The 20,329-nt window shown below is 73.4% G+C and carries 16 protein-coding genes and 3 pseudogenes; 11 read left to right on the plus strand and 8 right to left on the minus strand.

Annotated features, from left to right (window positions below; genetic code table 11):
* Nucleotides 1-69: 69 nt before the first annotated feature.
* Both RF647_RS02255 and RF647_RS02260 read left to right on the plus strand, forming a co-directional pair.
* Complete coding sequence (locus RF647_RS02255; RefSeq protein ID WP_368810314.1) at nucleotides 70-1,479, plus strand: MFS transporter; 1,410 nt, start codon at nucleotides 70-72, stop codon at nucleotides 1,477-1,479.
* Nucleotides 1,480-1,618: 139 nt separating this feature from the next.
* Nucleotides 1,619-3,283 (plus strand): thiamine pyrophosphate-binding protein, encoded by a 1,665-nt coding sequence (locus tag RF647_RS02260; RefSeq protein ID WP_368810315.1) that lies wholly within the window; start codon nucleotides 1,619-1,621, stop codon nucleotides 3,281-3,283.
* A gap of 48 nt (nucleotides 3,284-3,331) precedes the next feature.
* On the opposite strand, the gene RF647_RS02265 is transcribed toward RF647_RS02260, so the two are convergent.
* Nucleotides 3,332-4,135: an alpha/beta fold hydrolase gene (locus RF647_RS02265; RefSeq protein ID WP_368810316.1), complete on the minus strand. Its 804-nt coding sequence runs from the start codon at nucleotides 4,133-4,135 to the stop codon at nucleotides 3,332-3,334.
* A gap of 88 nt (nucleotides 4,136-4,223) precedes the next feature.
* Here RF647_RS02265 and RF647_RS02270 point away from each other — a divergent pair, with 88 nt between their 5' ends.
* Nucleotides 4,224-5,537: a condensation domain-containing protein gene (locus RF647_RS02270; RefSeq protein WP_368810317.1), complete on the plus strand. Its 1,314-nt coding sequence runs from the start codon at nucleotides 4,224-4,226 to the stop codon at nucleotides 5,535-5,537.
* 103 nt (nucleotides 5,538-5,640) lie between these two features.
* Entirely contained in the window at nucleotides 5,641-5,913 is a 273-nt protein-coding gene (locus RF647_RS02275) for a hypothetical protein (protein WP_052132991.1), read from the plus strand.
* Between the two features lie 24 nt (nucleotides 5,914-5,937).
* Here RF647_RS02275 and RF647_RS02280 read toward each other — a convergent pair whose 3' ends face one another.
* The 3 genes from RF647_RS02280 to RF647_RS02290 form a co-directional block, all read right to left on the minus strand.
* Nucleotides 5,938-6,318 carry a DUF1622 domain-containing protein gene (locus RF647_RS02280; protein WP_368810318.1) on the minus strand — a complete coding sequence of 127 codons (381 nt, stop codon included), beginning with the start codon at nucleotides 6,316-6,318 and terminating at the stop codon, nucleotides 5,938-5,940.
* Between the two features lie 77 nt (nucleotides 6,319-6,395).
* Nucleotides 6,396-8,105 (minus strand): FAD-dependent monooxygenase, encoded by a 1,710-nt coding sequence (locus RF647_RS02285; RefSeq protein ID WP_368810319.1) that lies wholly within the window; start codon nucleotides 8,103-8,105, stop codon nucleotides 6,396-6,398.
* A 43-nt stretch (nucleotides 8,106-8,148) separates the two neighbouring features.
* On the minus strand, nucleotides 8,149-9,117 hold the full coding sequence (locus RF647_RS02290; RefSeq protein ID WP_368810320.1) for an MBL fold metallo-hydrolase: 969 nt from the start codon (nucleotides 9,115-9,117) through the stop codon (nucleotides 8,149-8,151).
* A 256-nt stretch (nucleotides 9,118-9,373) separates the two neighbouring features.
* Here RF647_RS02290 and RF647_RS02295 point away from each other — a divergent pair, with 256 nt between their 5' ends.
* The 4 genes from RF647_RS02295 (at nucleotide 9,374) to RF647_RS02310 (ending at nucleotide 13,040) form a co-directional block, all read left to right on the plus strand.
* Nucleotides 9,374-10,582: an acetyl-CoA C-acyltransferase gene (locus tag RF647_RS02295; RefSeq protein WP_368810321.1), complete on the plus strand. Its 1,209-nt coding sequence runs from the start codon at nucleotides 9,374-9,376 to the stop codon at nucleotides 10,580-10,582.
* Nucleotides 10,582-11,367: an enoyl-CoA hydratase/isomerase family protein gene (locus RF647_RS02300; protein ID WP_368810322.1), complete on the plus strand. Its 786-nt coding sequence runs from the start codon at nucleotides 10,582-10,584 to the stop codon at nucleotides 11,365-11,367. Before RF647_RS02295 ends, RF647_RS02300 begins: the two co-directional genes overlap by 1 nt.
* Before the next feature lie 13 nt (nucleotides 11,368-11,380).
* A complete protein-coding gene (locus RF647_RS02305) occupies nucleotides 11,381-12,250 on the plus strand; it encodes a 3-hydroxyacyl-CoA dehydrogenase family protein (protein WP_368810323.1) in 870 nt (289 codons plus the stop codon).
* 79 nt (nucleotides 12,251-12,329) lie between these two features.
* Nucleotides 12,330-13,040, plus strand: coding sequence for a tyrosine-protein phosphatase (locus RF647_RS02310; protein WP_368810324.1), 711 nt, complete (start codon nucleotides 12,330-12,332; stop codon nucleotides 13,038-13,040).
* 60 nt (nucleotides 13,041-13,100) lie between these two features.
* On the opposite strand, the gene RF647_RS02315 is transcribed toward RF647_RS02310, so the two are convergent.
* Complete coding sequence (locus tag RF647_RS02315) at nucleotides 13,101-13,538, minus strand: PaaI family thioesterase (protein WP_017833096.1); 438 nt, start codon at nucleotides 13,536-13,538, stop codon at nucleotides 13,101-13,103.
* A gap of 157 nt (nucleotides 13,539-13,695) precedes the next feature.
* Between RF647_RS02315 and paaZ the strand changes: the two genes are divergently transcribed.
* The 3 genes and pseudogenes from paaZ (at nucleotide 13,696) to RF647_RS02330 (ending at nucleotide 17,537) form a co-directional block, all read left to right on the plus strand.
* Nucleotides 13,696-15,786, plus strand: a complete 2,091-nt coding sequence (gene paaZ / locus RF647_RS02320) for a phenylacetic acid degradation bifunctional protein PaaZ (protein ID WP_368810325.1) — start codon at nucleotides 13,696-13,698, stop codon at nucleotides 15,784-15,786.
* 239 nt (nucleotides 15,787-16,025) lie between these two features.
* A pseudogene (locus RF647_RS02325) lies at nucleotides 16,026-16,175 on the plus strand (gamma-glutamyltransferase); the annotation flags it as partial.
* Nucleotides 16,176-16,248: 73 nt separating this feature from the next.
* Nucleotides 16,249-17,537 (plus strand): annotated as a pseudogene (locus RF647_RS02330) (gamma-glutamyltransferase family protein).
* 70 nt (nucleotides 17,538-17,607) lie between these two features.
* Here the strand turns inward: RF647_RS02330 and RF647_RS02335 are convergent.
* The 3 genes and pseudogenes from RF647_RS02335 to RF647_RS02345 all read right to left on the minus strand — a co-directional run.
* Nucleotides 17,608-18,231 (minus strand): TetR/AcrR family transcriptional regulator, encoded by a 624-nt coding sequence (locus RF647_RS02335; protein WP_368810326.1) that lies wholly within the window; start codon nucleotides 18,229-18,231, stop codon nucleotides 17,608-17,610.
* Between the two features lie 87 nt (nucleotides 18,232-18,318).
* A complete protein-coding gene (locus tag RF647_RS02340; RefSeq protein WP_368810327.1) occupies nucleotides 18,319-19,662 on the minus strand; it encodes a phenylacetate--CoA ligase family protein in 1,344 nt (447 codons plus the stop codon).
* 112 nt (nucleotides 19,663-19,774) lie between these two features.
* Nucleotides 19,775-20,167: pseudogene (locus RF647_RS02345) on the minus strand (hotdog fold thioesterase); the annotation flags it as partial.
* Nucleotides 20,168-20,329: the final 162 nt, after the last annotated feature.

Here is a 20,329-nt window from a genome sequence, read left to right on the forward strand (position 1 = left end):
CCGAACGTTCGGTCATGATGCGTTCGGTTCCGCCGCGGACGTCGCCGTCCCCGATTCCCTGGAGATCCCATGGTGCACCCATCCTCCGCCCCGGCCGGGCGGCACGAGATGTCGCGCGAGGAGCGCAAGGTCCTCGCCGGCACCCTCGTGGGCACCACCATCGAGTGGTACGACTTCTTCATCTACGCCCAGGCCGCGGCCTTCGTCCTGGCGCCGCTGTACTTCGCGCCGCTGTCCGAGGAGAACGCCGGCCTCGCCCAGGTGGTCGCGTGGGCCTCCCTTGGCATCAGCTTCCTCTTCCGCCCGCTGGGCGCGGTGGTCGCCGGCCACCTCGGCGACAAGTACGGCCGCAAGATCGTCCTGGTCCTCACGCTCGTGGGCATGGGTGCCGCGACGATGCTGATCGGCATGCTCCCGACCTACGCGACGATCGGCATCTGGGCCCCGATCTTCCTGGTGCTCCTGCGCATCATGCAGGGCTTCTCGGCCGGCGGCGAGTGGGGCGGCGCGGCCCTGATGTCCGTCGAGCACGCCCCGCGGAACAAGCGCGGGCTCTTCGGCGCCTACCCGCAGATCGGCGTGCCGCTGGGCATGCTGCTCGCCACGTCCTTCATGTTCGCCCTCACCTCGATGATGTCCCCCGAGGACTTCCAGGCCTGGGGCTGGCGCATCCCGTTCCTGTCCTCCGTGGTGCTGATCGTGGTCGGCTACCTGATCCGCAAGACCGTCGACGAGTCCCCGGTCTTCAAGGAGATGCAGCTGCGCAAGAAGGAGTCCTCCGCTCCCCTGGGCCAGCTGTTCAAGCACCACAAGAAGCCGGTCACCCTCGCGGCCCTGATCTTCGCCGCCAACAACGCCGCCGGCTACCTCGTGATCGCGTTCTTCGCCTCCTACGGCTCCAACGTGCTGGGCATGCCGCGCTCGCAGACCCTCATCGCGTCCCTGATCGGCGGCGTGGGCTGGCTCGTCTTCACGATGTTCGGCGGCTGGATCTCGGACAAGATCGGGCGCGTGCGCACCTTCCAGATCGGCTACGCCATCATCATCCTGTGGGCCGTGCCGATGTGGTTCCTGCTGGACACCGCGTCCCTGCCGCTGTTCGCCCTGGCGATCGTGATCCTCACCGTGGGCCTCGGCCCGTCCTACGGCCCGCAGTCGGCGCTCTACGCCGAGATGTTCCCGGCCCGCGTGCGCTACTCGGGCGTCTCGATCGGCTACGCGTTCGGCTCCATCATCGGCGGCGCGTTCGCCCCAATGATCGCGCAGCTGCTGCTCAACGAGACCGGGATGTCCTGGACGATCGGCGTCTACATCGCCGGCATCGCGATCGTCTCCTTCATCGCCGTCTCGATGGTGCCAAAGGACATCCAGGAGATCGACCTGCACGTCCAGGAGGTGCACGAGGACTACGTCGCCGAGCACCCCGAGGCCGCCGAGATCCTCGCGGCCTCCCAGGCCGCGGAGAAGCAGCGCGACTGAGCGCCGCCCCGGCCGAGGACGGAGCCGCCCGCCGGCACCCACGGGTGCGGGCGGGCGGCTCCGCTCGTGCGGGCACCCCCGAGCACACCCCGCTCCCACCCCCGGGCTCCCACCGGAGCCCCACCGAAAGGACCCCTCCATGACCACCGACCTCCTGCTCCCCACGGTCTCGACGGCGGTGGCCGACGTGCTCGCCGAGCGCACCGACCACCTGTTCGGCCTGATGGGCAACGGCAACGCGCACCTGATCAGCTCGCTGACCTCCCGCGGCTTCGGCTTCACCTCCGCCCGGCACGAGTCCGCCACCGTGGCCATGGCCGACGCCTACCACCGGGCCACCGGACGGACCGGGGCCGCCACGACCACCTACGGGGCCGGGTTCACCAACACCTACACCGCCCTGGCCGAGGCGCGGCTGGCCCGGATCCCCCTGGTCCTGGTCGTCGGCGACGCCCCGACCACCGGGCGGCGGGCCTTCGACGTCGACCAGACCACCGCGGCCGCCGCCGCCGGGGTCACCACCCTGGTCGCGGCCCCGGACAACGCGACCGCGATCACCCACCGGGCCTTCGACCTCGCCGCCCGGACCGTGCAGCCGGTGGTGCTGGCCCTCCCCTACGACCACGCCACCGCCCCCCTCACCGAGCAGACGGTCCTGGACCCGCTGCCGGCGAAGCCCACCTTCACGGCCTCCACCGAGGACCTCGACCGCATCGCCGGGCTCCTGCGCGCCGCGAGCAGGCCCCTGATCCTCGCCGGGCGCGGAGTGCTCCTGGCCGGGGCCTCCACCCCGCTCACCGAGATCGGGGACCGGCTCGGGGCGCTGTTCATGACCTCCGCCATGGCCACCGGGGTCTTCGACTCCCCGTGGGACCTGGGCATCGCCGGGGGCTTCACCCGCGCCCACCGCCTGGAGCTGGCCCGGCAGGCCGACGTGGTGCTGGTCGCCGGGGCATCGCTGAACGCCTTCCAGCTGCGCTACGGCACGCTCTTCGCCGAGGGCACCCGGGTGATCCGCATCGACAACGAGCCTGAGGACCGCACGCCCCCGGTCACCGACTACGTGCGCGCGGACCTGGGACCGTTCCTCCAGGGACTCACCGGCCGGATCTCCGCCGCCGCCCCGGAGAGCACCTGGCGGGCGGCCGCCCCCGAGGTCGCCACCGCCGCCTTCCGCGGCTCCGCCCCGGTCGAGGACCCGGCCGAGTTCGGCCCGGACGGCCGGCTCAACCCCCGGGCCGTCGTCGCCGCCCTCGAGCACGTCCTCCCCGCCGAGCGCTCCGTGGTGATGGACGGGGGCCACTTCATCGGCTGGGCCCCGATGTACCTGACCGTGCCGGACCCGCAGGCCATGGTCCTGGTCGGCACCGCCTTCCAGTCCATCGGCCTCGGCTTCGGCTCCGCGGCCGGGGTCTCGGTGGCCCGCCCCGACCGCACCACCGTGTTCGTCACCGGTGACGGCGGCGGGCTGATGGGCCTGGCCGACCTCGAGACGTTCCTGCGCGCCACGAAGCGCGGGGTGATCGTGGTGCTCAACGACTCCGCCTACGGCGCCGAGCTGCACCAGTACGCGTCCAAGGGCCTGGACCCCACCGCGATGCTCATCGACGAGGTCGACTTCGCCGCCGTGGGCCGGGCGATGGGCGCGGCCGGGGCCAAGGCGCACACCCTGGCCGACCTCACCGCGCTCACCGACTGGCTGGCGACCCACGACGAGGGCGTCTTCGTCCTGGACGTGGCCATCTCCCAGCAGGTCGTCGCCGAGTTTATGTCCGCCTCCCTCACCGCCGGCCGCCGGCTCTGACCCGCCGGCCCCGGCGAGGCCGCGGCGAACCCCGGCGACCCCCGCGGATCAGCCGGGCGAACCGGCCCCCCGGCCCGCTTCCACCGCCCGGACGAAGTCCGCGCACCGGCGCGGCCACTCGGCCAGCTCGGCGGGCGTGCCGGCCACGTGCAGGCCGTCGCCGGGCAGGGCCGCGCGCAGCGCCTCGGCCGTGGACAGCGGGTGGGTGGCGTCCTCGGACCAGGCCAGCACGAGGGTCGGCACGCCGATCCGCGACAGCTCCTCGACCGGCGGGAGGTCGGTGCCGGCCGCGCCGCGCAGCACGGCGGGCAGCAGGCCGGGGTCGACGCGCGGCGGGTGCACCGGCCGGTCCGCCACGGCGGGCGGCCGGGTCGCGGCCCGGCCGGCCCGGAGGTAGGCCTCGAGGCCGTGGCGCTCCACCAGGTCCGCGCCCTGCCGGTACGTCCCCGCCTGGCCGCGGCGCGAGGCCCAGGCCGTCGAGGGCACGCAGAGCGTCAGCGAGCGGAACCGACCGGGCTCGGCGAGGGCGGCGTGCAGCAGCGTGGCCGCCCCCATGGACGGGCCGATCCCGTGCACCGGCTCACCGGGCGCCACGGCGTCCAGCAGGCGCAGCAGGTCCTCGGCCAGCCGGGGCCAGGTCCAGTCCGCGGCCACGGGCTCCGCGGCGGAGCCGCCGTGGCCCCGGGCGTCGTAGCGCACCGTCCGGTGCCCGCTCAGCCCGGCCGCCAGGTCCAGACCGCCCGCGGTGTTGGCGGCCCGGTCGGACAGCAGCCCGTGCAGCTGGACGACCGGCGGGCCGGAGCCGGTCACGTCGTAGGTCAGGCGGCAGCGGGGGAGCTCGAGCGTCGGCATGCCGCCACGGTACGCGTAGATTGTGACCACCGGTGGACCGGACGCGTCCTCGGCGGCCGGACCGCTCCGGCCCGACCAGGAGGTGCGCATGCGGCTGACCAGCATCACGCACGCCCGGCTGCCCGAGGGCCGCCTGTCCAGCTGCACCGTCCCCGCCGAGGGCGCTGGCCGGCCGCTGCCGGTGTCCTTCGACCAGGGCATGCACGTCGGAGCCGGTCCCCGCCCGGGGTCCTGGATGGCCGTGGCCGTGGAGCTTCCCGCGCCGGTGGACGCCGCGCACCTGGGCGAGGCCTGGGCGGGTGTCGTGCGGCGGCACCACACGCTGCGCACCGTCTTCTCCGCCGACGACGACGGCCGCGTCCGGCTGCACGAGATCGCCGACGCCGTGCGCCCCGTGTGGACCCGGCACGAGGTAGGCGCCGCGGGAACGCGGGCGGCCCTGCAGGCGGTGGCCGACGTCGCCTGCTCCCCGCTGGCCCGGCCCTCGCACCGGCTGTGCCTGATCGAGCCCGCGGCCGGGCCCGCCGTCGTCGTGCTCGCCGCCGACCACGCGCACGTGGACGCCTGGTCCCTGCCCCTGCTCGCCCGGGACCTGCTCGACGGGCTGGACGATCTCCGCGCCGGCCGCCCGGCCGGCGCGGGCCGGGCGCCCGCGGCGTCCTTCGCCGAGCACACGCGGGAGCTCGCCGCGCGCCCCCCGGCACCGCCGCACGTGGTGCGGCGCTGGGCGCGGATCCTCGCGGACGGCGACGGCGCCCTGCCCGTCTTCCCCCTGCCCCTGGGCGAGCCCGGTGCCCCGGCGCCCGAGACGGTGACCACGCACGACGTCCTCGACGCCGAGGGCCTGGCCCGCCTGGAGGCCTGCGCCGACGCGCTGCACGTCCGGCTGCTGGTCCTGGTGGTCTCGGTGCTGACCCGGGCGACCGCCGAGCTGGCCGGCCGGCCCCTGCGCGCGGTCCTGCCCGTGCACAGCCGCACCGAGCCGCACTGGCGCGACGCCGTGGGCTGGTTCATCACCAACTCGGTGCTCGAGTGCTCGGACCCCGATCCGCAGGCCTGCCGCGCCGCCGTGCGAGAGACGCTGGAGCTGGGCTCGCACGCCCTGGAGCCGATCCTGCGGCCCCACGGCGGCATGCCCGTCCCGCCGGGGATGTTCATGCTGTCCTACCTCGACTACCGGCGGCTGCCCGCCACCCTGGCGCCGGAGCTGCGGGCGCAGCACATCTCCGCGTCGGCGCCGACCACCGGGGTGCAGGTGTGGTTCGTGGTGGGCGAGGGCGGCCTGCACCTGCGGGCGCGCTACCCGGGCACCGGGCAGGCCCGCTCGTCGGTGGAGGCGTGGCTGGGCGCCGTCGGCGCGGGGCTGCGCGCGCAGGCGCGCCCGGAACCGGACCGCGGATAGCCGCGGCCCCGGACGCCCCCGAGGGCCCGGTCCGGGCGCCCGTGCGCCCTGCCCCCGCCGTGGTCCGCCGACTATCCTGGTGGCAGCGGGCAGAAGGGGTCAGATGGACGACCGGACGATCGCCAGGACGCAGGCCAGGTTGATTCGCACCGCGCTGACGAGCACCGGGCTGGGTGCGCGCGACCTGTGGCTGCGGTACGTCCACCTGGGCGGAGAGGTCGGGGAGCTGGAGCTCGACGCCTACCTGCACCACGCCCTGTACCTGCCGCCCCGGCACCGGGACAGCCTGGCGCGGGCCGCCAACCAGCTGGTGCCCGGCCACCGGGTCCCGTGCAGCCGGGACCTGCGCCCGGAGGAGTACCCGCCCGAGGCCTGAGCGCCCGGCCGGGGCCCGGCGGGCCTACGCGGCGCGCTCGGGCAGGGGCGCCGCCTCGTCCTGCTTCTTCTGCCACGGCCACCGCCCGCTGATCTCGAGCTCGAGGGACCAGCTGAGGAAGGTCCGCACGACCACGATGAGCGCCAGCACCCCCACCGACTCGAACGTGGGGGTGATGGCGACGGTTTTGATGATGTCCGCGGCCACGAGCAGCTCCAGGCCCAGCAGGATCGAGCGGCCGAGCCGCTGCCGGTAGCTCTCGTAGGTGTCGCGCTCCCCGCTCCCGCGGCCCAGCAGGTCCCGCCCGGCCAGGAGGGTCGCCACCACCGTCCCGACGACGATGGCGACCACGCCGGCGACGTCGATGGCCTCCCCGACCAGCTCCATGGACTCCTGGAACGACATCCTGCACCTCCGGTGACCCCGGCGGGACGCGCCGGCTCGAGTCTGCGATGAGGACGCCAGGATCTCACGGTCCGCCGTCAGCCGGCGGCGACGACCTCCCGGGGCACGGTCTCCGGCGCGGAGCCCCGCCGCCTGGGGGGCCCCGGCGGCCGCTCGCGCTCGGCGAGGACCCGGGCCGCCTCCGAACCGGGGGCGGCGACGGTGTTCTGCAGGGCCCGGCTCAGCGCCCGGTGGTCCGTGCCGTCCACCACGGCCGCGATGTGCGAGTCGGGGCGGATCACCCACACGTCGGTCGGCTCCGGCTTCAGCGCCTCGGCGAGCTTGCCGGTGGTGTCGATGTCCGCGATGGCGTGCAGGCGCAGCGGGGACCTGATGGCGGCGAGCGCGGTCCCGCGCACGAGCTCCTGGTCGACCGCCGGGCCGGTGAGGAGCAGGATCCCGAAGCGGGCGAGCTCGCGGACGCGGTCGGCGGCGATGCCCGGGACGGCGACCGGGACGTCCGGCAGCAGCACGCCGGGGACGGGGGCGGGGACCTCCCCCTTGGGCGGGCGCCCGGGGAAGGTCCGGGTCGGGTGCGGGGTGGTGAGCGGGGAGTCGACGTACCAGAAGGGCTCGGCCAGGCGCCCGGAGTCCACGTAGGTAGACGCGGCCGGGTCTCCGATCGCCCGCTCGAGCTTGGCGAGCCGCTCGGCCAGCTGCTCCTCGGTGCGGGGCACCAGGAAGTCCATGGTGGCCTCGGTGACCTCGAGGTTCTCGACGGCGGCGGCGCGGCGCTCGACGTCGTAGGACTCCAGCAGCGCCGGATCGGCGTTGCCGCGCAGCACCGAGGTCAGCTTCCAGGCGGCGTTCTCGGCGTCGCCCACGCCCGAGTTGAGCCCGCGGGCGCCGAACGGGGAGACGATGTGCGCGCAGTCCCCGGCCAGCAGCACCCGGCCCACCCGCATCCGGGAGGCCAGCCGGGCGTGGAAGCGGTAGACGGACTTCCAGACGATCTCGTAGTCCGTGTCCCCGATGATCTGGCGGATCCTCGCGTCGAGGGCCCCGGAGGCCTCCTCGGCGGCGAGGTCGTAGTCGCCGGGCACCTGCCAGTCGATCCGGAAGGTCGAGTCCGGGCACGGGTGGATGAGCACCTGCCGGCCAGGGTTCCACTCGGGGTCGAAGTAGAAGCGGCGCTCGGTGGCCCAGCCGGGGATGTCGGCCCGGATGTCGCAGATCAGGAACTTGTCCTCGAACGAGCGGCCGTCGAAGCTCACCCCGAGCTGGTCGCGCAGCGACCGCGCCTTCGAGCCGAGTGCGGCGATCGCGTAGTCGGCCACGATCTCGGCCCGGCTCCCGTCGAAGCAGGAGCACACCACGGTCACGGAGCGCTCGTCCTGGGTGATCGAGACGATCTCGTGGCCCCAGACCTCCTCGATCAGCGGCTCGGCGGCGATCCTGGCCGCGAGCAGCTCCTCGGTGCGGGTCTGCGAGATGTTCACGAACGGCGGGAACGGGGACTGCCCCCTGTCCCGGAAGGGCTGGGCGAACAGCTCCTTCTCCCGGTAGAAGGTGCGCGCGGTGTCCCACGTGACGCCCTCGGCGGCCACCTGCCGGCCCACGCCCACGGCCTCCCAGACCTCCAGGACGTCGCGCTGCTGGCAGATCGCCTTGGACCCGATGGGGTCCCGCTCGGCGCGGGCGTCCAGGATCGTGACGGGGATGCCCCACCGCGCCAACAGCAGCGCCGCGGTCTGGCCCACGGGCCCGTTGCCGAGCACCAGCACCTTGCCGGAGTCGATTCGTCTCACTGTCGCCCTCCTCGTTCTCGTGTCGCTGCTCGTGCGGCCGGGGTCAGCCGTTCTGGAGCTGGTCCCAGACCTCGCGGTCGCGCTCGGCGGTCCAGATGACGGGGCGCTCGATGCCCGAGAGCTCGTCCCACAGCCGGGAGACGTCGAAGGGCAGGCAGTGCTCGAAGATCGGCCAGTGGCCGAAGTCGTCGTAGAGGGCGGTGTGCACGGCCTCGAAGGCGTCCTTCAGGGTGCCGCCGTTGCGCTGGACGGCCCCGACCTCCTCGATCATGACGTCCAGGAAGCGGCGGGTCTGCTCGATCGCCGCGTCCACGGCCTCCCGGCCCCTCGAGACCGCCCCGCGCCCGCCCACGAGCTGCTCCGCACCCAGCGCCTTGACGGCGTCGAGGGTGTGGCTCGCCCAGTCGCGGTGGAAGGCGTCCCCGGTGTAGAGGGCGGCCTCGGCCTCGACCAGGTCCCCGGCGAAGAGGATCTTCTGCTGGGGCAGCCAGGCGACGATGTCGCCCTCGGTGTGGCCGCGGCCGAAGTGCTGGAGCACGAGGTCCCCGCGGTCCCCGCCGAGGTCGATGGTCAGCTTGTCCCGGAAGGTCACCGTGGGCCAGGTCAGGCCCGGGACGGTGTCCGCGCCCTTGGCCAGGCGCGGCATGCGGCCGAACTCGGAGGCCCAGTCCTCCTTGCCGCGCTCCACGATGAGGTTGTAGGTGTTCTCGTGGGCGACGATCGTCTCGGCGTGGAAGGCCGAGGCGCCGAGCACGCGCACCGCGTGGTAGTGGGAGAGCACCAGGTAGCGGATCGGCTTGTCGGTGTGCTTCCGCAGCTCCGCCAGCCACTCGTCGGCCACCACGGGGGTGGCCAGGGCCTCGAAGCAGACCAGGAAGTCCTCCCCCTCGATCGCCCCGATATTCGGGTCCCCCTCGGCCGTGAGGGCGTAGACGCCCTCGGCCAGGATCTCGAGGGTCTTCTGCTTCTCGCCGAGGTCGGCCGAGGACGCGAACGACTTGGTGGTGCCCATGTGCCGTCTCCTTCGTGGGGCCGCGCAGGACCCGGGGTCTGGCCCGGGCCGGTGCCGCCCGGGATAGTCAAATGCTGTATCAGTTCCACGGTAGCCCCCGGACCCCGATTTGTGAAGCACGCCACAGGCGATTGCGGTCGTGGCTCTGTTGACCCCGCGGGCGCACGCGTGGGAAGGTTTGATGAACGATCGGTCAGTAAAGTCGGGCGACGGTGCCCGGATGCTGGCCGCACCCCGTCGCGACAGGAGTTCACCCATGCCCTCAACCCCTCAGGCCCTCCTCGTCGGTGGGGCCCGCACCCCGGTGGGCCGCTACGGCGGCGCGCTGGCGAGCGTGCGCCCCGACGACCTCGCCGCCCTCGTGGTCAGGCACGCGGTGACCGACGCCGGGATCGACCCGCACGACGTGGACGAGGTGATCCTCGGCAACGCCAACGGCGCCGGCGAGGAGAACCGCAACGTCGCCCGCATGGCCTGGCTGCTCGCCGGCTTCCCCGACACCGTCCCCGGCATCACCGTCAACCGGCTCTGCGCCTCCGGGCTCTCGGCCATCATCATGGCCTCCCACATGATCAAGGCCGGCGCCGCCGACATCGTCGTCGCCGGCGGCGTGGAGTCCATGTCCCGGGCCCCCTGGGTGATGGAGAAGCCCACCAAGGCCTACGCCAAGCCCGGCGACGTCTTCGACACCTCCATCGGCTGGCGCTTCACCAACCCCGAGTTCAAGAAGCAGGACAAGATGACCTACTCGATGCCGGAGACGGCCGAGGAGGTCGCGATCGTCGACGGGATCTCGCGCGAGGACGCCGACGCCTTCGCCGTGGCCTCCCACGAGCGCGCGATCGCCGCGATCGACGCCGGACGCTTCGCTCCCGAGATCGTCCCGGTGACCGTCACGGGCCGCAAGGGTGCGACGACCGTCGTCGACACGGACGAGGGCCCCCGCCCGGGCACCACGATGGACGCCCTCGCCCGGCTGCGCCCCGTGGTCGACCACGGGACGGTCGTCACCGCCGGCAACGCCTCCTCCCTCAACGACGGCGCCTCGGCGATCCTCGTGGTCTCCGAGCGCGCGGCCGAGAAGTACGGGCTGCAGGCCCGGGCCCGGATCGTCGACGGCGCCTCCGCCGGCGTGGCCCCGGAAATCATGGGCATCGGCCCCGTCCCTGCCACCCAGAAGGTGCTCGAGCGCACCGGGTGGGGCATCGGCGACCTCGGGGCGGTCGAGCTCAACGAGGCCTTCGCCTCCCAGTCCCTGGCCTGCATCCGCCGCCTCGGCCTCGACGCCGGCACCGTCAACAACGACGGCGGGGCGATCGCGCTCGGCCACCCGCTGGGCTCCTCCGGCTCCCGGCTCGTGGTGACGCTGCTGGGCCGGATGGAGCGCGAGGGCGCCGACCGCGGCCTCGCCACCATGTGCGTGGGCGTGGGCCAGGGCACCGCGATGCTCGTGGAGAAGCTCTGATGGTCGGGCCCAGCGAGATCCTCGGCACGGAGTTCACCGCCCTGCGGCTCGAGGAGCGCGAGGACCGCCTGCACGTGGTCCTGGACCGCCCCGCCGTGCGCAACGCCATCGACGCGACCATGGTCGAGGAGCTGCACACCGTGTGCGGCCACCTCGAGCGGCACCCGAAGATCCTGATCCTCTCCGGCACCGAGGTGAACGGCCGGGGGATCTTCGCCTCCGGCGCCGACATCGCGCAGCTGCGGGAACGCCGCCGCGACGACGCCCTGGCCGGGATCAACTCCCGGATCTTCGACCGGATCCACAAGCTGCCCATGCCGGTGATCGCCGCGATCGACGGCTACGCCCTGGGCGGCGGCGCGGAGCTGGCCTACGCCGCGGACTTCCGCATCGCCACCCCGCACCTCACGATCGGCCAGCCGGAGACGAACCTGGGCATCATCGCCGCCGCCGGCGGGCTATGGCGGCTCAAGGAGCTGGTCGGCGAGGCGGTCGCCCTGGACATCCTGCTCGCCGGCCGGATCCTCGGCGCGGACGAGGCCCTGGCCCTGCACCTCGTCACCGAGCTGCACGAGCCCGCGGAGCTCGTCGGCGCCGCCCACGCGCTCGCCGACCGGATCGGCGCCCAGGACCCCCTGGCCGTGCGGATCTCCAAGCGGGTCTTCGCGGCGCCCCCGTCCGCCCACCCGCACATCGACGAGCTGGCCCAGGCCGTGCTCTTCGAGTCGGAGGCGAAGTTCGACCGCATGCAGGCCTTCCTGGACCGCAAGAAGAACAAGAAGTAGGAGCACCCTGACCATGACCGAGAAGCACGCACTGGCCGTTCCCGCCGTCGTCGGCGTCCTGGGCGGAGGCCGCATGGGCGCGGGCATCGCCCACGCTTTCCTGCTCGCCGGGGCGAGGGTGACCGTGGTGGAGCGGGACGGGCAGGCCGCGGAGGCCGCCCGCGAGCGGATCGAGCGGGACCTCGCCAAGTCCCTGGAGCGCGGGGGCGTGGACGGCAACCTGGACGAGTGGGCCGAGAACCTGACCGTCTCCCTCGACCACGCCGACTTCGCGGACTGCGAGCTCGTCGTCGAGGCCGTCCCCGAGGCGTGGGACCTGAAGGTCTCGGCCCTGCAGGAGGTCGAGCGCCACCTCGCCGAGACCGCGTGGCTGGCCACCAACACCTCCTCGCTGTCCGTGGACGGGCTGGCCGAGCAGCTGGGACGCCCCGAGCGGTTCTGCGGGCTGCACTTCTTCAACCCCGTGCCGGCCTCGAAGCTCGTGGAGGTCGTGAACTCGAAGCACACCGGCCAGCAGCTCAGGCGGCTCTCGGTGCAGTGGGTCGAGGGCCTCGGAAAGACCCCGGTGGTCGTCAACGACGCCCCCGGCTTCGCCTCGTCGCGGCTGGGCGTGGCGATCGCCCTCGAGGCCATCCGCATGGTCGAGGAGGGCGTGGCCTCTCCCGCCGACATCGACAACGCCATGGTCCTGGGCTACAAGTTCCCGGTCGGCCCCCTGGCCCTGACGGACATCGTGGGCCTGGACGTGCGCCTGGGCATCGCTGAGTACCTCGAGTCGCAGCTCGGCCCGCGCTTCGCTCCCCCGCAGCTGATGCGGGACATGGTGGCCCGCGGCGAGCTCGGCCGCAAGACCGGCAAGGGCTTCTTCGACTACGACCACTAGCACCCACCCCCTGCCGCCCCGCCCTCCCGGGCGCGGGCGGGCGGGGCGCGCCGTCGGACGCGGGACCTAGGGTGGGGGCATGCACGCACAGCCCGGGACCCCCGCCGCGTGGGACGGCGCGCTCAACGCCCGGCGCCTGGCCGGCGACGTGTGGCGGATGGGCCGCTCCGAGCGGCTGAGCCCCTCGGGGTGGCGCGCCGCCGCGGCGGACGGGGTGTGCACGGTCGTGGACCTGCGCAACGCGGACGAGCGGCGGCGCCGGCCTACGGACCCCGCGGACGACCCGGCCGCCCGCGCCGGCATCACGGTGCTGCACCGCCCCACCGAGGACCCCACCCATCCGCAGTTCCCGCTGGTGGGCACGCCCTATCTACACCACCCGCGCGGCTACCGCGACTACCTGCGGCTGTTCCCGGCCTTCCTGGCCGAGGCGGTGCGGGCGGTCGCGACCGCCGAGGGCGCCGTGGTGGTGCACTGCTCTGCCGGCCGCGACCGCACGGGGGTGCTCGCGCTGCTGCTCCTGGGGCTGGCCGGAGCGCCCCCGGAGCGCCTCGTCGCGGAGGACGAGGCCGCCGCGCGCGGGATCAACGAGTGGCACCGCGTCTCGCCCGTCCCCCACCCGGTCGAGCGCCACCACCCCGAGCACGAGCTCGCCCCGCTGCTCGCGGGGCGTCGCGCGGCCCTCGAGGAGCTGCTGGACGGGTTCGACGCCGAGCGCTGGCTCGTGGACGCCGGGCTGTCGCCCGAGGAGCTGGCCGCCCTGCGGCGGCGGCTCCACGGTCCGTCCTGATCCGCCCCCGGCCGGCGTCCCGACCCGCCGGCCGGCGGATCCCCGGGCGTGGCTCCCGGTCTAGCCCTCGGCGGGGTTCGTGGCCTGCTGCGGCTTGTCCTTGAGGAAGTTCGTGATCCGCACGGTGCACAGCCGGGCGCCGTCCTCGTGCTCGAGGACAACCTCGTGGCACGTGAGGGAGCGCCCGAGCTGCAGGGCGGTGGCCGTGGCGGTCACCGTGCCCGTGCGGGACGACCGGTGGTGGGTGGCGTTGACGTCCACGCCCACGGCGACCTTGCCCATCGTGGAGGCGTGGATCACCGCGGCCCAGGAACCGACGGCCTCGCCGAGGGCCACCATGGCGCCGCCGTGGAGCAGGCCCAGCGACTGGCGGTTGCCCTCGACGGGCATGGAGGCGACCACCCGCTCCGCCGACTCCTCGAGGACGGTGACGCCCATCTTCTCGTCGAGCTCGCCCAGGACGATGCGCCAGGGCTCGTGGGTCTCGGTCGTGGTCATGGCACTCCTCGGGCGCTCGGCGACGGGGCAGGACCACCGTGGGGCAGTGGTCCCGGGGTGTGACGTAGGTTATCGTGGTCATAATACCGAACGATCGGTCAGGATGCGGGCGACGGACCGGCCGCCCGCGCGCACCCGAGCGAAAGGACCACGCACCGTGGCAGCACAGACCCAGACCATCCTCCCCAGCTACCTGAGGGGCCGGTGGTGGTCGCCGGAGAACCCGCAGAAGGTGACGGAGGTGGCCGACGCCTCGACCGGCGAGGTCGTGGCGCGCGTGTCCACGGACGGCATCGACATCGCCTCCGCCGTGGACTACGGCCGGACCGTGGGCCAGGACTCCCTCGGGGAGCTCACCATCCACGAGCGGGCGCTCAAGCTCAAGGAGCTCGCCCAGTACCTCACCGAGCACAAGCAGGAGCTCTACGACGTCTCCTACTCGACCGGGGCCACGCTGAAGGACCACTTCTTCGACGTGGACGGCGGCATCGGCACCCTCTTCACGTTCTCCTCCAAGGGCCGGCGCGAGCTGCCCAACGCCAACGTCGTCGTGGACGGGGCGGTGGAGCAGCTCTCCAAGGACGGGTCCTTCCTGGGCGAGCACATCTACACCCGCATGCCCGGCGTCGCCGTGCAGATCAACGCGTTCAACTTCCCGGTGTGGGGCATGCTCGAGAAGTTCGCCCCCGCCTTCCTCGCCGGCATGCCGACCCTGGTGAAGCCGGCCACGCCGACCGGCTACGTCACGGCCGCCTGCGTGCGCCTGATGATCGACTCCGGCATCCTGCCGGAGGGCTCCCTGCAGCTGGTCTCCGGCTCCGCCCGGGACCTGCTCGACCACCTGGACTACCGCGACCACGTGGCCTTCACCGGCTCCGCCGGCACCGCGCAGTCGCTGCGCCACCACGACAACGTCATCGACGGCGGGATGCGCTTCACCGCCGAGACGGACTCCCTCAACGCCGCGATCCTCGGCCCCGACGCCACCCCGGAGACCCCGGAGTTCGACGCCTTCGTGAAGGCCGTCTTCGTCGAGATCACCTCCAAGGCCGGGCAGAAGTGCACGGCCATCCGGCGCGTCATCGTCCCGCAGGACCGTGTGGAGGACGTCGTGGCCGCCGTCGCCGAGCGCGTGCAGCAGCGCGTGGTCATCGGCGACCCCCGCACCGAGGGCGTCACCATGGGCGCCCTGGCCTCCAAGGAGCAGCAGGGCGAGGTCCGCAGGGCCGTGGAGCGCCTGGTCGCCGCCGGCGGCACCGTCCGCCTGGGCGGCCCTGACGCCTCCGTCAGCGACGCCGACACCGGGGCGGGCGCCTTCTTCCCCGTCACGGTGCTGTCCTTCGACGACCCGGACACCCCGGAGGTGCACTTCGTCGAGGCCTTCGGCCCCGTCACCTCCGTGCTCGGCTACACCGACGTCGACGACGCCGTGCGGCTCGCCGCGCTCGGCGGCGGCTCGCTCGTGGCGACCGTGTGCACGAACGACGGCGCGACCGCCGCCCGGTTCACCGCGGGCATCGGCTCGCACCACGGGCGTGTGCACTTCCTCAACCGCCAGGACGCGAAGACCTCCACCGGCCACGGCTCCCCCATGCCGCACCTGGTCCACGGCGGCCCAGGCCGCGCCGGCGGCGGCGAGGAGCTGGGCGGCGTGCGCGGCGTCAAGCACTACATGCAGCGCACTGCGATCCAGGGGCCCCCGGACATCCTCACGGCGGTGACCGGGGTCTGGCACCGGGGCGCCGCGGCGAACACCGTGACCCGCGAGGCGGTCGAGAACGGCACCGGCGAGCACCCGTTCCGCAAGTCCCTGGAGACGCTGCGGATCGGCGACCAGTTCGCCTCCGAGCTGCGCACCGTGACCCTCGAGGACATCACCGAGTTCGCCGAGAAGACCGGCGACACCTTCTACGCGCACACCGACGAGGAGGCCGCCACGGCCAACCCGTTCTTCCCGCGCCGGGTGGCCCACGGCTACCTGCTGGTCTCCTGGGCGGCCGGGCTGTTCGTGGAGCCGGCCCCCGGTCCCGTCCTGGCGAACTACGGCCTGGAGAACCTGCGCTTCATCATGCCGGTGACCTACGACGACCACATCCGGGTGACCCTCACCGCCAAGCAGATCACCCCTCGGGTCACCGACGAGTACGGCGAGGTCTGCTGGGACGCGATCCTGCACAACCAGCACGACGAGATCGTGGCGACCTACGACGTGCTGACCCTGGTCGCGAAGACCTGGCCCGCCGTCTGAGCGGCTGACGGGGGCGGGACCGGGAGACCGGGGCGGCCTGTTCGCGGCGGGGCGGACGGCGCGGGGACCGTGCCGGGTCCGGCCGGCACCGCGGCCTCGGCGCCGGTGTCCCCGGACGGCACCGCAGGAGCAGCGCCGGGCTCCGGCACGGCGCCCGCCCCGGGGCGGCGCCGAGGCCCCCCGCCCCGCACGTCCAGGCGGTGGTGTCCTCGCACGAGCTGGCCACCGCCGCGGGCGCGGTGATCCTCGAGGCCGGTGGCACCGCCGCCGACGCCTCCGTCGCGGTCGCCGCCCTGCTGAGCGTGGTGGAGCCCTACTACTCGAGCGTGCTCGGCGGCGGCACGTGGGCGCTGTACTACGACGCGGACAGCGACGACGTGACGAGCCTGAACGGTGTGGGCCCGGTCGGTGGGGAGCGCGGCGACGCTCGACGACTACCGTCCGCGTGCCGGCGACTTCGGCATGCACCAGGCCATCCTCCCCGGCGCCTGGGACGGGTGGATGCTCTGGCTCGACGAGTACGGCGAGCTGGGACTGGGCGAGGTCCTCGCGCCGGCGATCGCCGTGGCCCGCGAGGGGTATCCCGCGAGCTCCGAGATGGTCTACTGGCTGACCCGGGAGGAGGCGAACATCCGGCAGAGCCCGGTCATGACGGAGCTCTACACCGCGGCGGCGCCCTGCTGGAGGCGGGCGACACCGTGCGCCAGCCGGACATGGCCGGCACCTTCGAGGACCTGGTGGCCGCCTACGACGGCGAGGCCGAGGACGGGGCCGACCGCGCCGCCGGGATCCGGGCCGCCCCGGACCACTTCTACCGCGGGCCCGTCGCGGAGGCCGTCGTGGCCTTCTCGGAGCAGGACGGCGGATACCTCACCCTGGAGGACTTCAGCGGCTATGCGGCGCAGATCGTCGAGCCGATCTCCATCGACTACGGCGAGGACGTGACGGTCCACCAGAACCCGCCCAACAGCCAGGGCATCGCGATGCTGCAGGCACTCCACATCCTGGCGGAGGACGACTTCTCCGGCCGCTCCCCCGACGACCCCGACGTGCCGGTGGCGGAGCTGCTGTCGGACGAGTACGCCCGGGCGCAGCGGGCGCGCATCGACGACGACCGGGCCGCGCGGTGGCCGATCGGCAGCGGGATCGACCGGCAGGCCTCCGACACCACCACGTTCCACCTCACCGACTCCTCGGGCAACGCCGCCGCCGTGACCACGAGCCGGGGCGGGCAGTTCCTGGTGGTGGGCGACACGGGGATCCACATCAACGAGCGCATGAGCTTCCTGTCCCTCGACGAGGGCAACGTCAACGCGGTGGCGCCCGGGGCCACGGTGCGGCACACCTCCGCGCCCTTCATGGCCCTGCGCGACGGCCGGCCGTACCTGCTGGGCGGCACCACCGGGATCGACACCCAGCCCCAGGGTCAGCTGCAGCAGTTCATGAACGTGGTCGACTTCGGCATGACGCCCCAGCAGGCGGTGGCGCAGCCGCGCTTCGTCAGCACGGCCTTCCCCGCGTCCAACCACCCCCACGAGGTCGGCAACACCCTCCAGGTGGAGGCGGACTTCTCGCCGGCCGCGGTCCAGGATCTGCGCCGCAGGGGCCACGACGTCGCGGTGGGAGCGGGGATCTTCGGCACGGCGAACATGCTCGCCGTGGACGGGGACGGGACGGGGGCCCGGCTGGGCGTGGAGCCGCGGAACGAGACCGCCCGCGGGACGGTGCTCCCCTCGCCGCAGGACCGGTAGCACCCTTCCCGGCCGGTGACGGCCCGGACCGGTGGGTCCTCGGAGGCATCCGGCGGGACCGGCGCCGGGCTCAGGGGGCCCGCAGCCCCGAGAAGGCGAGCGCGACCACGGTGTCGGCCAGCCCGTCGTCGGCCTTGTCCGGGTCCGGCCGGTACCAGTCGACGATCGAGTTGATCATGCCCAGGAGCAGCCGCGAGGCGGACCGGCCGCTGAGGTCGCGGCGCAGGTCACCCTCCGCCTGCGCCTGCTCGATGAGCGCACCGACCCGGCGGGTGACCGTGCGGCGGCGCTCGAGCGCCCTCGTCTCGACCTCGGAGTTGCCCCGCAGCCGCAGCAGCAGGGTCACGTACGGCATCTGCTCCACGAGCACGTGCACGGTCCCGCGGATCACCTGCTCGAGCCGCTCGACCGCCGGGGCCTCCGTCCGCTCGGCGGCGGCCAGGACCTCCTCGAGCGCGTCGAGGGCCCGGCTCAGCGCCTGCTCGAGGATCTCCTCCTTGGACTCCACGTGGTGGTAGATCGCGGACTTGGAGATCCCCAGGTGCTTGGACAGCGTCCCCATCGACGTGGCGTCGTAGCCGTGCACGTTGAAGACCTCCACGCACACGCCGAGCAGCGTCTCGCGGTCGTAGCCGGGCCGGCCCCGGCGCGGGGCCGCGCCGTCCGGAGGGGCGGGCGCCGGTGCGTGCGTCATGGGGACCTCGATCTCGGTGGGGACGGGCAGGACAACGATCTTATGCCGCCGCGGGGGCCCGCCGCGGCGCGGGTCGGCGCCGGGGCGTCACGCGTCCTTGCGGTGGTCGTAGACGCGGCGCAGCTTGCCGGAGGACCGGGCGAGGGTCCCCGGCTCGGCGATCCGGATCGAGGCCGAGGAGCCGATCTTCGTCTTGATGGCGTGCAGGAGCTTCTGGCCGCCCGCCTCGGCGGCCTCGACGGTCACCTGCTCGCGCCGCTCGATGTTGATGGTCATCTGGTCCATCCGGTGCGGGCGGGTGATATCGAGCGTGAAGTGCGGGCTCAGCTCCGGCACCTGCAGGGCGAGCTCCTCGATCTGGGAGGGGAACAGGTTGACCCCGCGCAGGATGATCATGTCGTCGGAGCGGCCCGTGATCCGGCCCATTCGCCGGTGCCCGGGCCGGTCCGTGCCGGGCAGCAGGCGGGTCAGGTCGTGGGTGCGGTAGCGGATGATCGGCAGGGCCTCCTTGGTGAGCGCCGTGAACACGAGCTCACCGGGCTGGCCGGTGTCCTGGACCTCGTCCGTGAACGGGTCGATGATCTCGGGGCGGAAGTGGTCCTCCCAGATGTGCGAGCCGTCCTTGGACGCGGCGGACTCGCCGGCCACGCCGGGGCCCATGACCTCGGAGAGTCCGTAGATGTCGCACGCGTCGACGTCGAAGGCCGTCTCGATCTCGCGGCGCATCTCCTCGGTCCAGGGCTCCGCCCCGAGCACCGCGGTGCGCAGCGACGTCTCCCGCGGGTCCAGGCCGAGCTTCTTGAAGCCGTCGGCGATGGTCAGCAGGTAGGTGGGGGTCGAGAGGATGGCCTCGGGCTCGAAGTCCCGGATCATCTGGACCTGCTTCTCGGTCTGCCCGCCGGACATCGGGATGACGGCGCAACCCAGGCGCTCGGCGCCGTAGTGGGCACCGAGCCCGCCCGTGAACAGACCGTAGCCGTAGGCGTTGTGCACCTTGTCCCCGGGCCGCACGCCAGAGAGCCGGAAGCAGCGGGCCACGAGGCCCGCCCAGGTGTCGACGTCGTTCTGCGTGTACGCCACCACGGTGGGCTGCCCGGTGGTGCCGGAGGAGGCGTGGATCCGCCGGACGTCGCTCATCGGCACCGCGAGGGACGTGAACGGATACGCCTTCCGCAGGAACTCCTTGTCCGTGTACGGGAAGAGCCGGAGGTCCTCGAGCTCCTTGAAGTCGCCGGGGTGCACGCCGTGCCCGTCGAAGAGCTCCGTGTAGGCGGTGACATTCTCGTAGGCGTGGTGCAGGGTCCAGCGCAGCCGCTCGACCTGCAGGGACTCGACCTGGTCCCGGCTCATCGTCTCCTCGGGGTCCGGCTGCGACCGGTCCGCCGGGGCGGGGGCGGGGGTGTAGGGGTTCGGGACGGAGCACTCGGTCATGTCAGACTTCCTCGGGCTGCGGGGCGGACGGCTGGGCGGACTGCAGGACGGGCTGCGCGGCCGGGTCCCCGGCCGGGCGCTCCGCGGGCGTCGCCGCGCGGAGGGCGGGGTTGGGGATGGTGCGGCTGCGGCCCCGGAACTCGGCGATGAGCCGGCCGTCGGCCAGGACCTGGATGTCGTAGACGCCGCTGCGCCCCGCCTGGGCGCGCACGGTCCCCACGGCGGTGAGCTCCTGCCCGCGGTAGGCCGAGGCGAGGAAGTTGATGTCCACTCCCGCGGCCACCGTGATGGTGGTGCCGTCCCCGGCGGGGTCGTTGCAGGCGAGGGCGAAGCAGGTGTCCGCGAAGGCGAAGACCATGCCGCCGTGGGCGATGCCGAACCCGTTGAGCATCTCCTCCCGCAGGGTCATGCGGATCTGGGCGTGGCCGTACTCGGCACGGTCCACGGTGATGCCCATCCAGCGCGAGGTGTGGTCCCCCGCGAGGATCGGATGGCCCTGGGACATGTAACTCTCCTCACAGTTCACGACCGAATGTTCAGTAGACAATCCCACTCCGCCGCCCGTGTCAACCCGTGCCGCCCCGGAGGAGCGCGGCGGCACACCATCGGCGCCACCTGTTGACGCCGCCCCCGGGGGCTTATATTCTGAACGAACGGTCAGTTAGTC

The organism is Kocuria sp. CPCC 205263 (assembly GCF_040981075.1).
Taxonomy (GTDB): Bacteria; Actinomycetota; Actinomycetes; order Actinomycetales; family Micrococcaceae; genus Kocuria; species Kocuria rosea.

Bases quoted from the DNA above. Each gene is read 5' to 3' on its own strand.
- RF647_RS02270 (WP_368810317.1), top strand. From the start codon at position 4,224: ATGCGGCTGACCAGCATCACGCACGCCCGGCTGCCCGAGGGCCGCCTG.
- RF647_RS02305 (WP_368810323.1), top strand. From the start codon at position 11,381: ATGACCGAGAAGCACGCACTGGCCGTTCCCGCCGTCGTCGGCGTCCTG.
- RF647_RS02310 (WP_368810324.1), top strand. From the start codon at position 12,330: ATGCACGCACAGCCCGGGACCCCCGCCGCGTGGGACGGCGCGCTCAAC.
- RF647_RS02260 (WP_368810315.1), top strand. From the start codon at position 1,619: ATGACCACCGACCTCCTGCTCCCCACGGTCTCGACGGCGGTGGCCGAC.
- RF647_RS02300 (WP_368810322.1), top strand. From the start codon at position 10,582: ATGGTCGGGCCCAGCGAGATCCTCGGCACGGAGTTCACCGCCCTGCGG.
- RF647_RS02265 (WP_368810316.1), bottom strand. From the start codon at position 4,135: ATGCCGACGCTCGAGCTCCCCCGCTGCCGCCTGACCTACGACGTGACC.
- RF647_RS02280 (WP_368810318.1), bottom strand. From the start codon at position 6,318: ATGTCGTTCCAGGAGTCCATGGAGCTGGTCGGGGAGGCCATCGACGTC.
- RF647_RS02290 (WP_368810320.1), bottom strand. From the start codon at position 9,117: ATGGGCACCACCAAGTCGTTCGCGTCCTCGGCCGACCTCGGCGAGAAG.
- RF647_RS02315 (WP_017833096.1), bottom strand. From the start codon at position 13,538: ATGACCACGACCGAGACCCACGAGCCCTGGCGCATCGTCCTGGGCGAG.
- RF647_RS02275 (WP_052132991.1), top strand. From the start codon at position 5,641: ATGGACGACCGGACGATCGCCAGGACGCAGGCCAGGTTGATTCGCACC.
- RF647_RS02340 (WP_368810327.1), bottom strand. From the start codon at position 19,662: ATGACCGAGTGCTCCGTCCCGAACCCCTACACCCCCGCCCCCGCCCCG.
- RF647_RS02295 (WP_368810321.1), top strand. From the start codon at position 9,374: ATGCCCTCAACCCCTCAGGCCCTCCTCGTCGGTGGGGCCCGCACCCCG.
- RF647_RS02335 (WP_368810326.1), bottom strand. From the start codon at position 18,231: ATGACGCACGCACCGGCGCCCGCCCCTCCGGACGGCGCGGCCCCGCGC.
- RF647_RS02255 (WP_368810314.1), top strand. From the start codon at position 70: ATGGTGCACCCATCCTCCGCCCCGGCCGGGCGGCACGAGATGTCGCGC.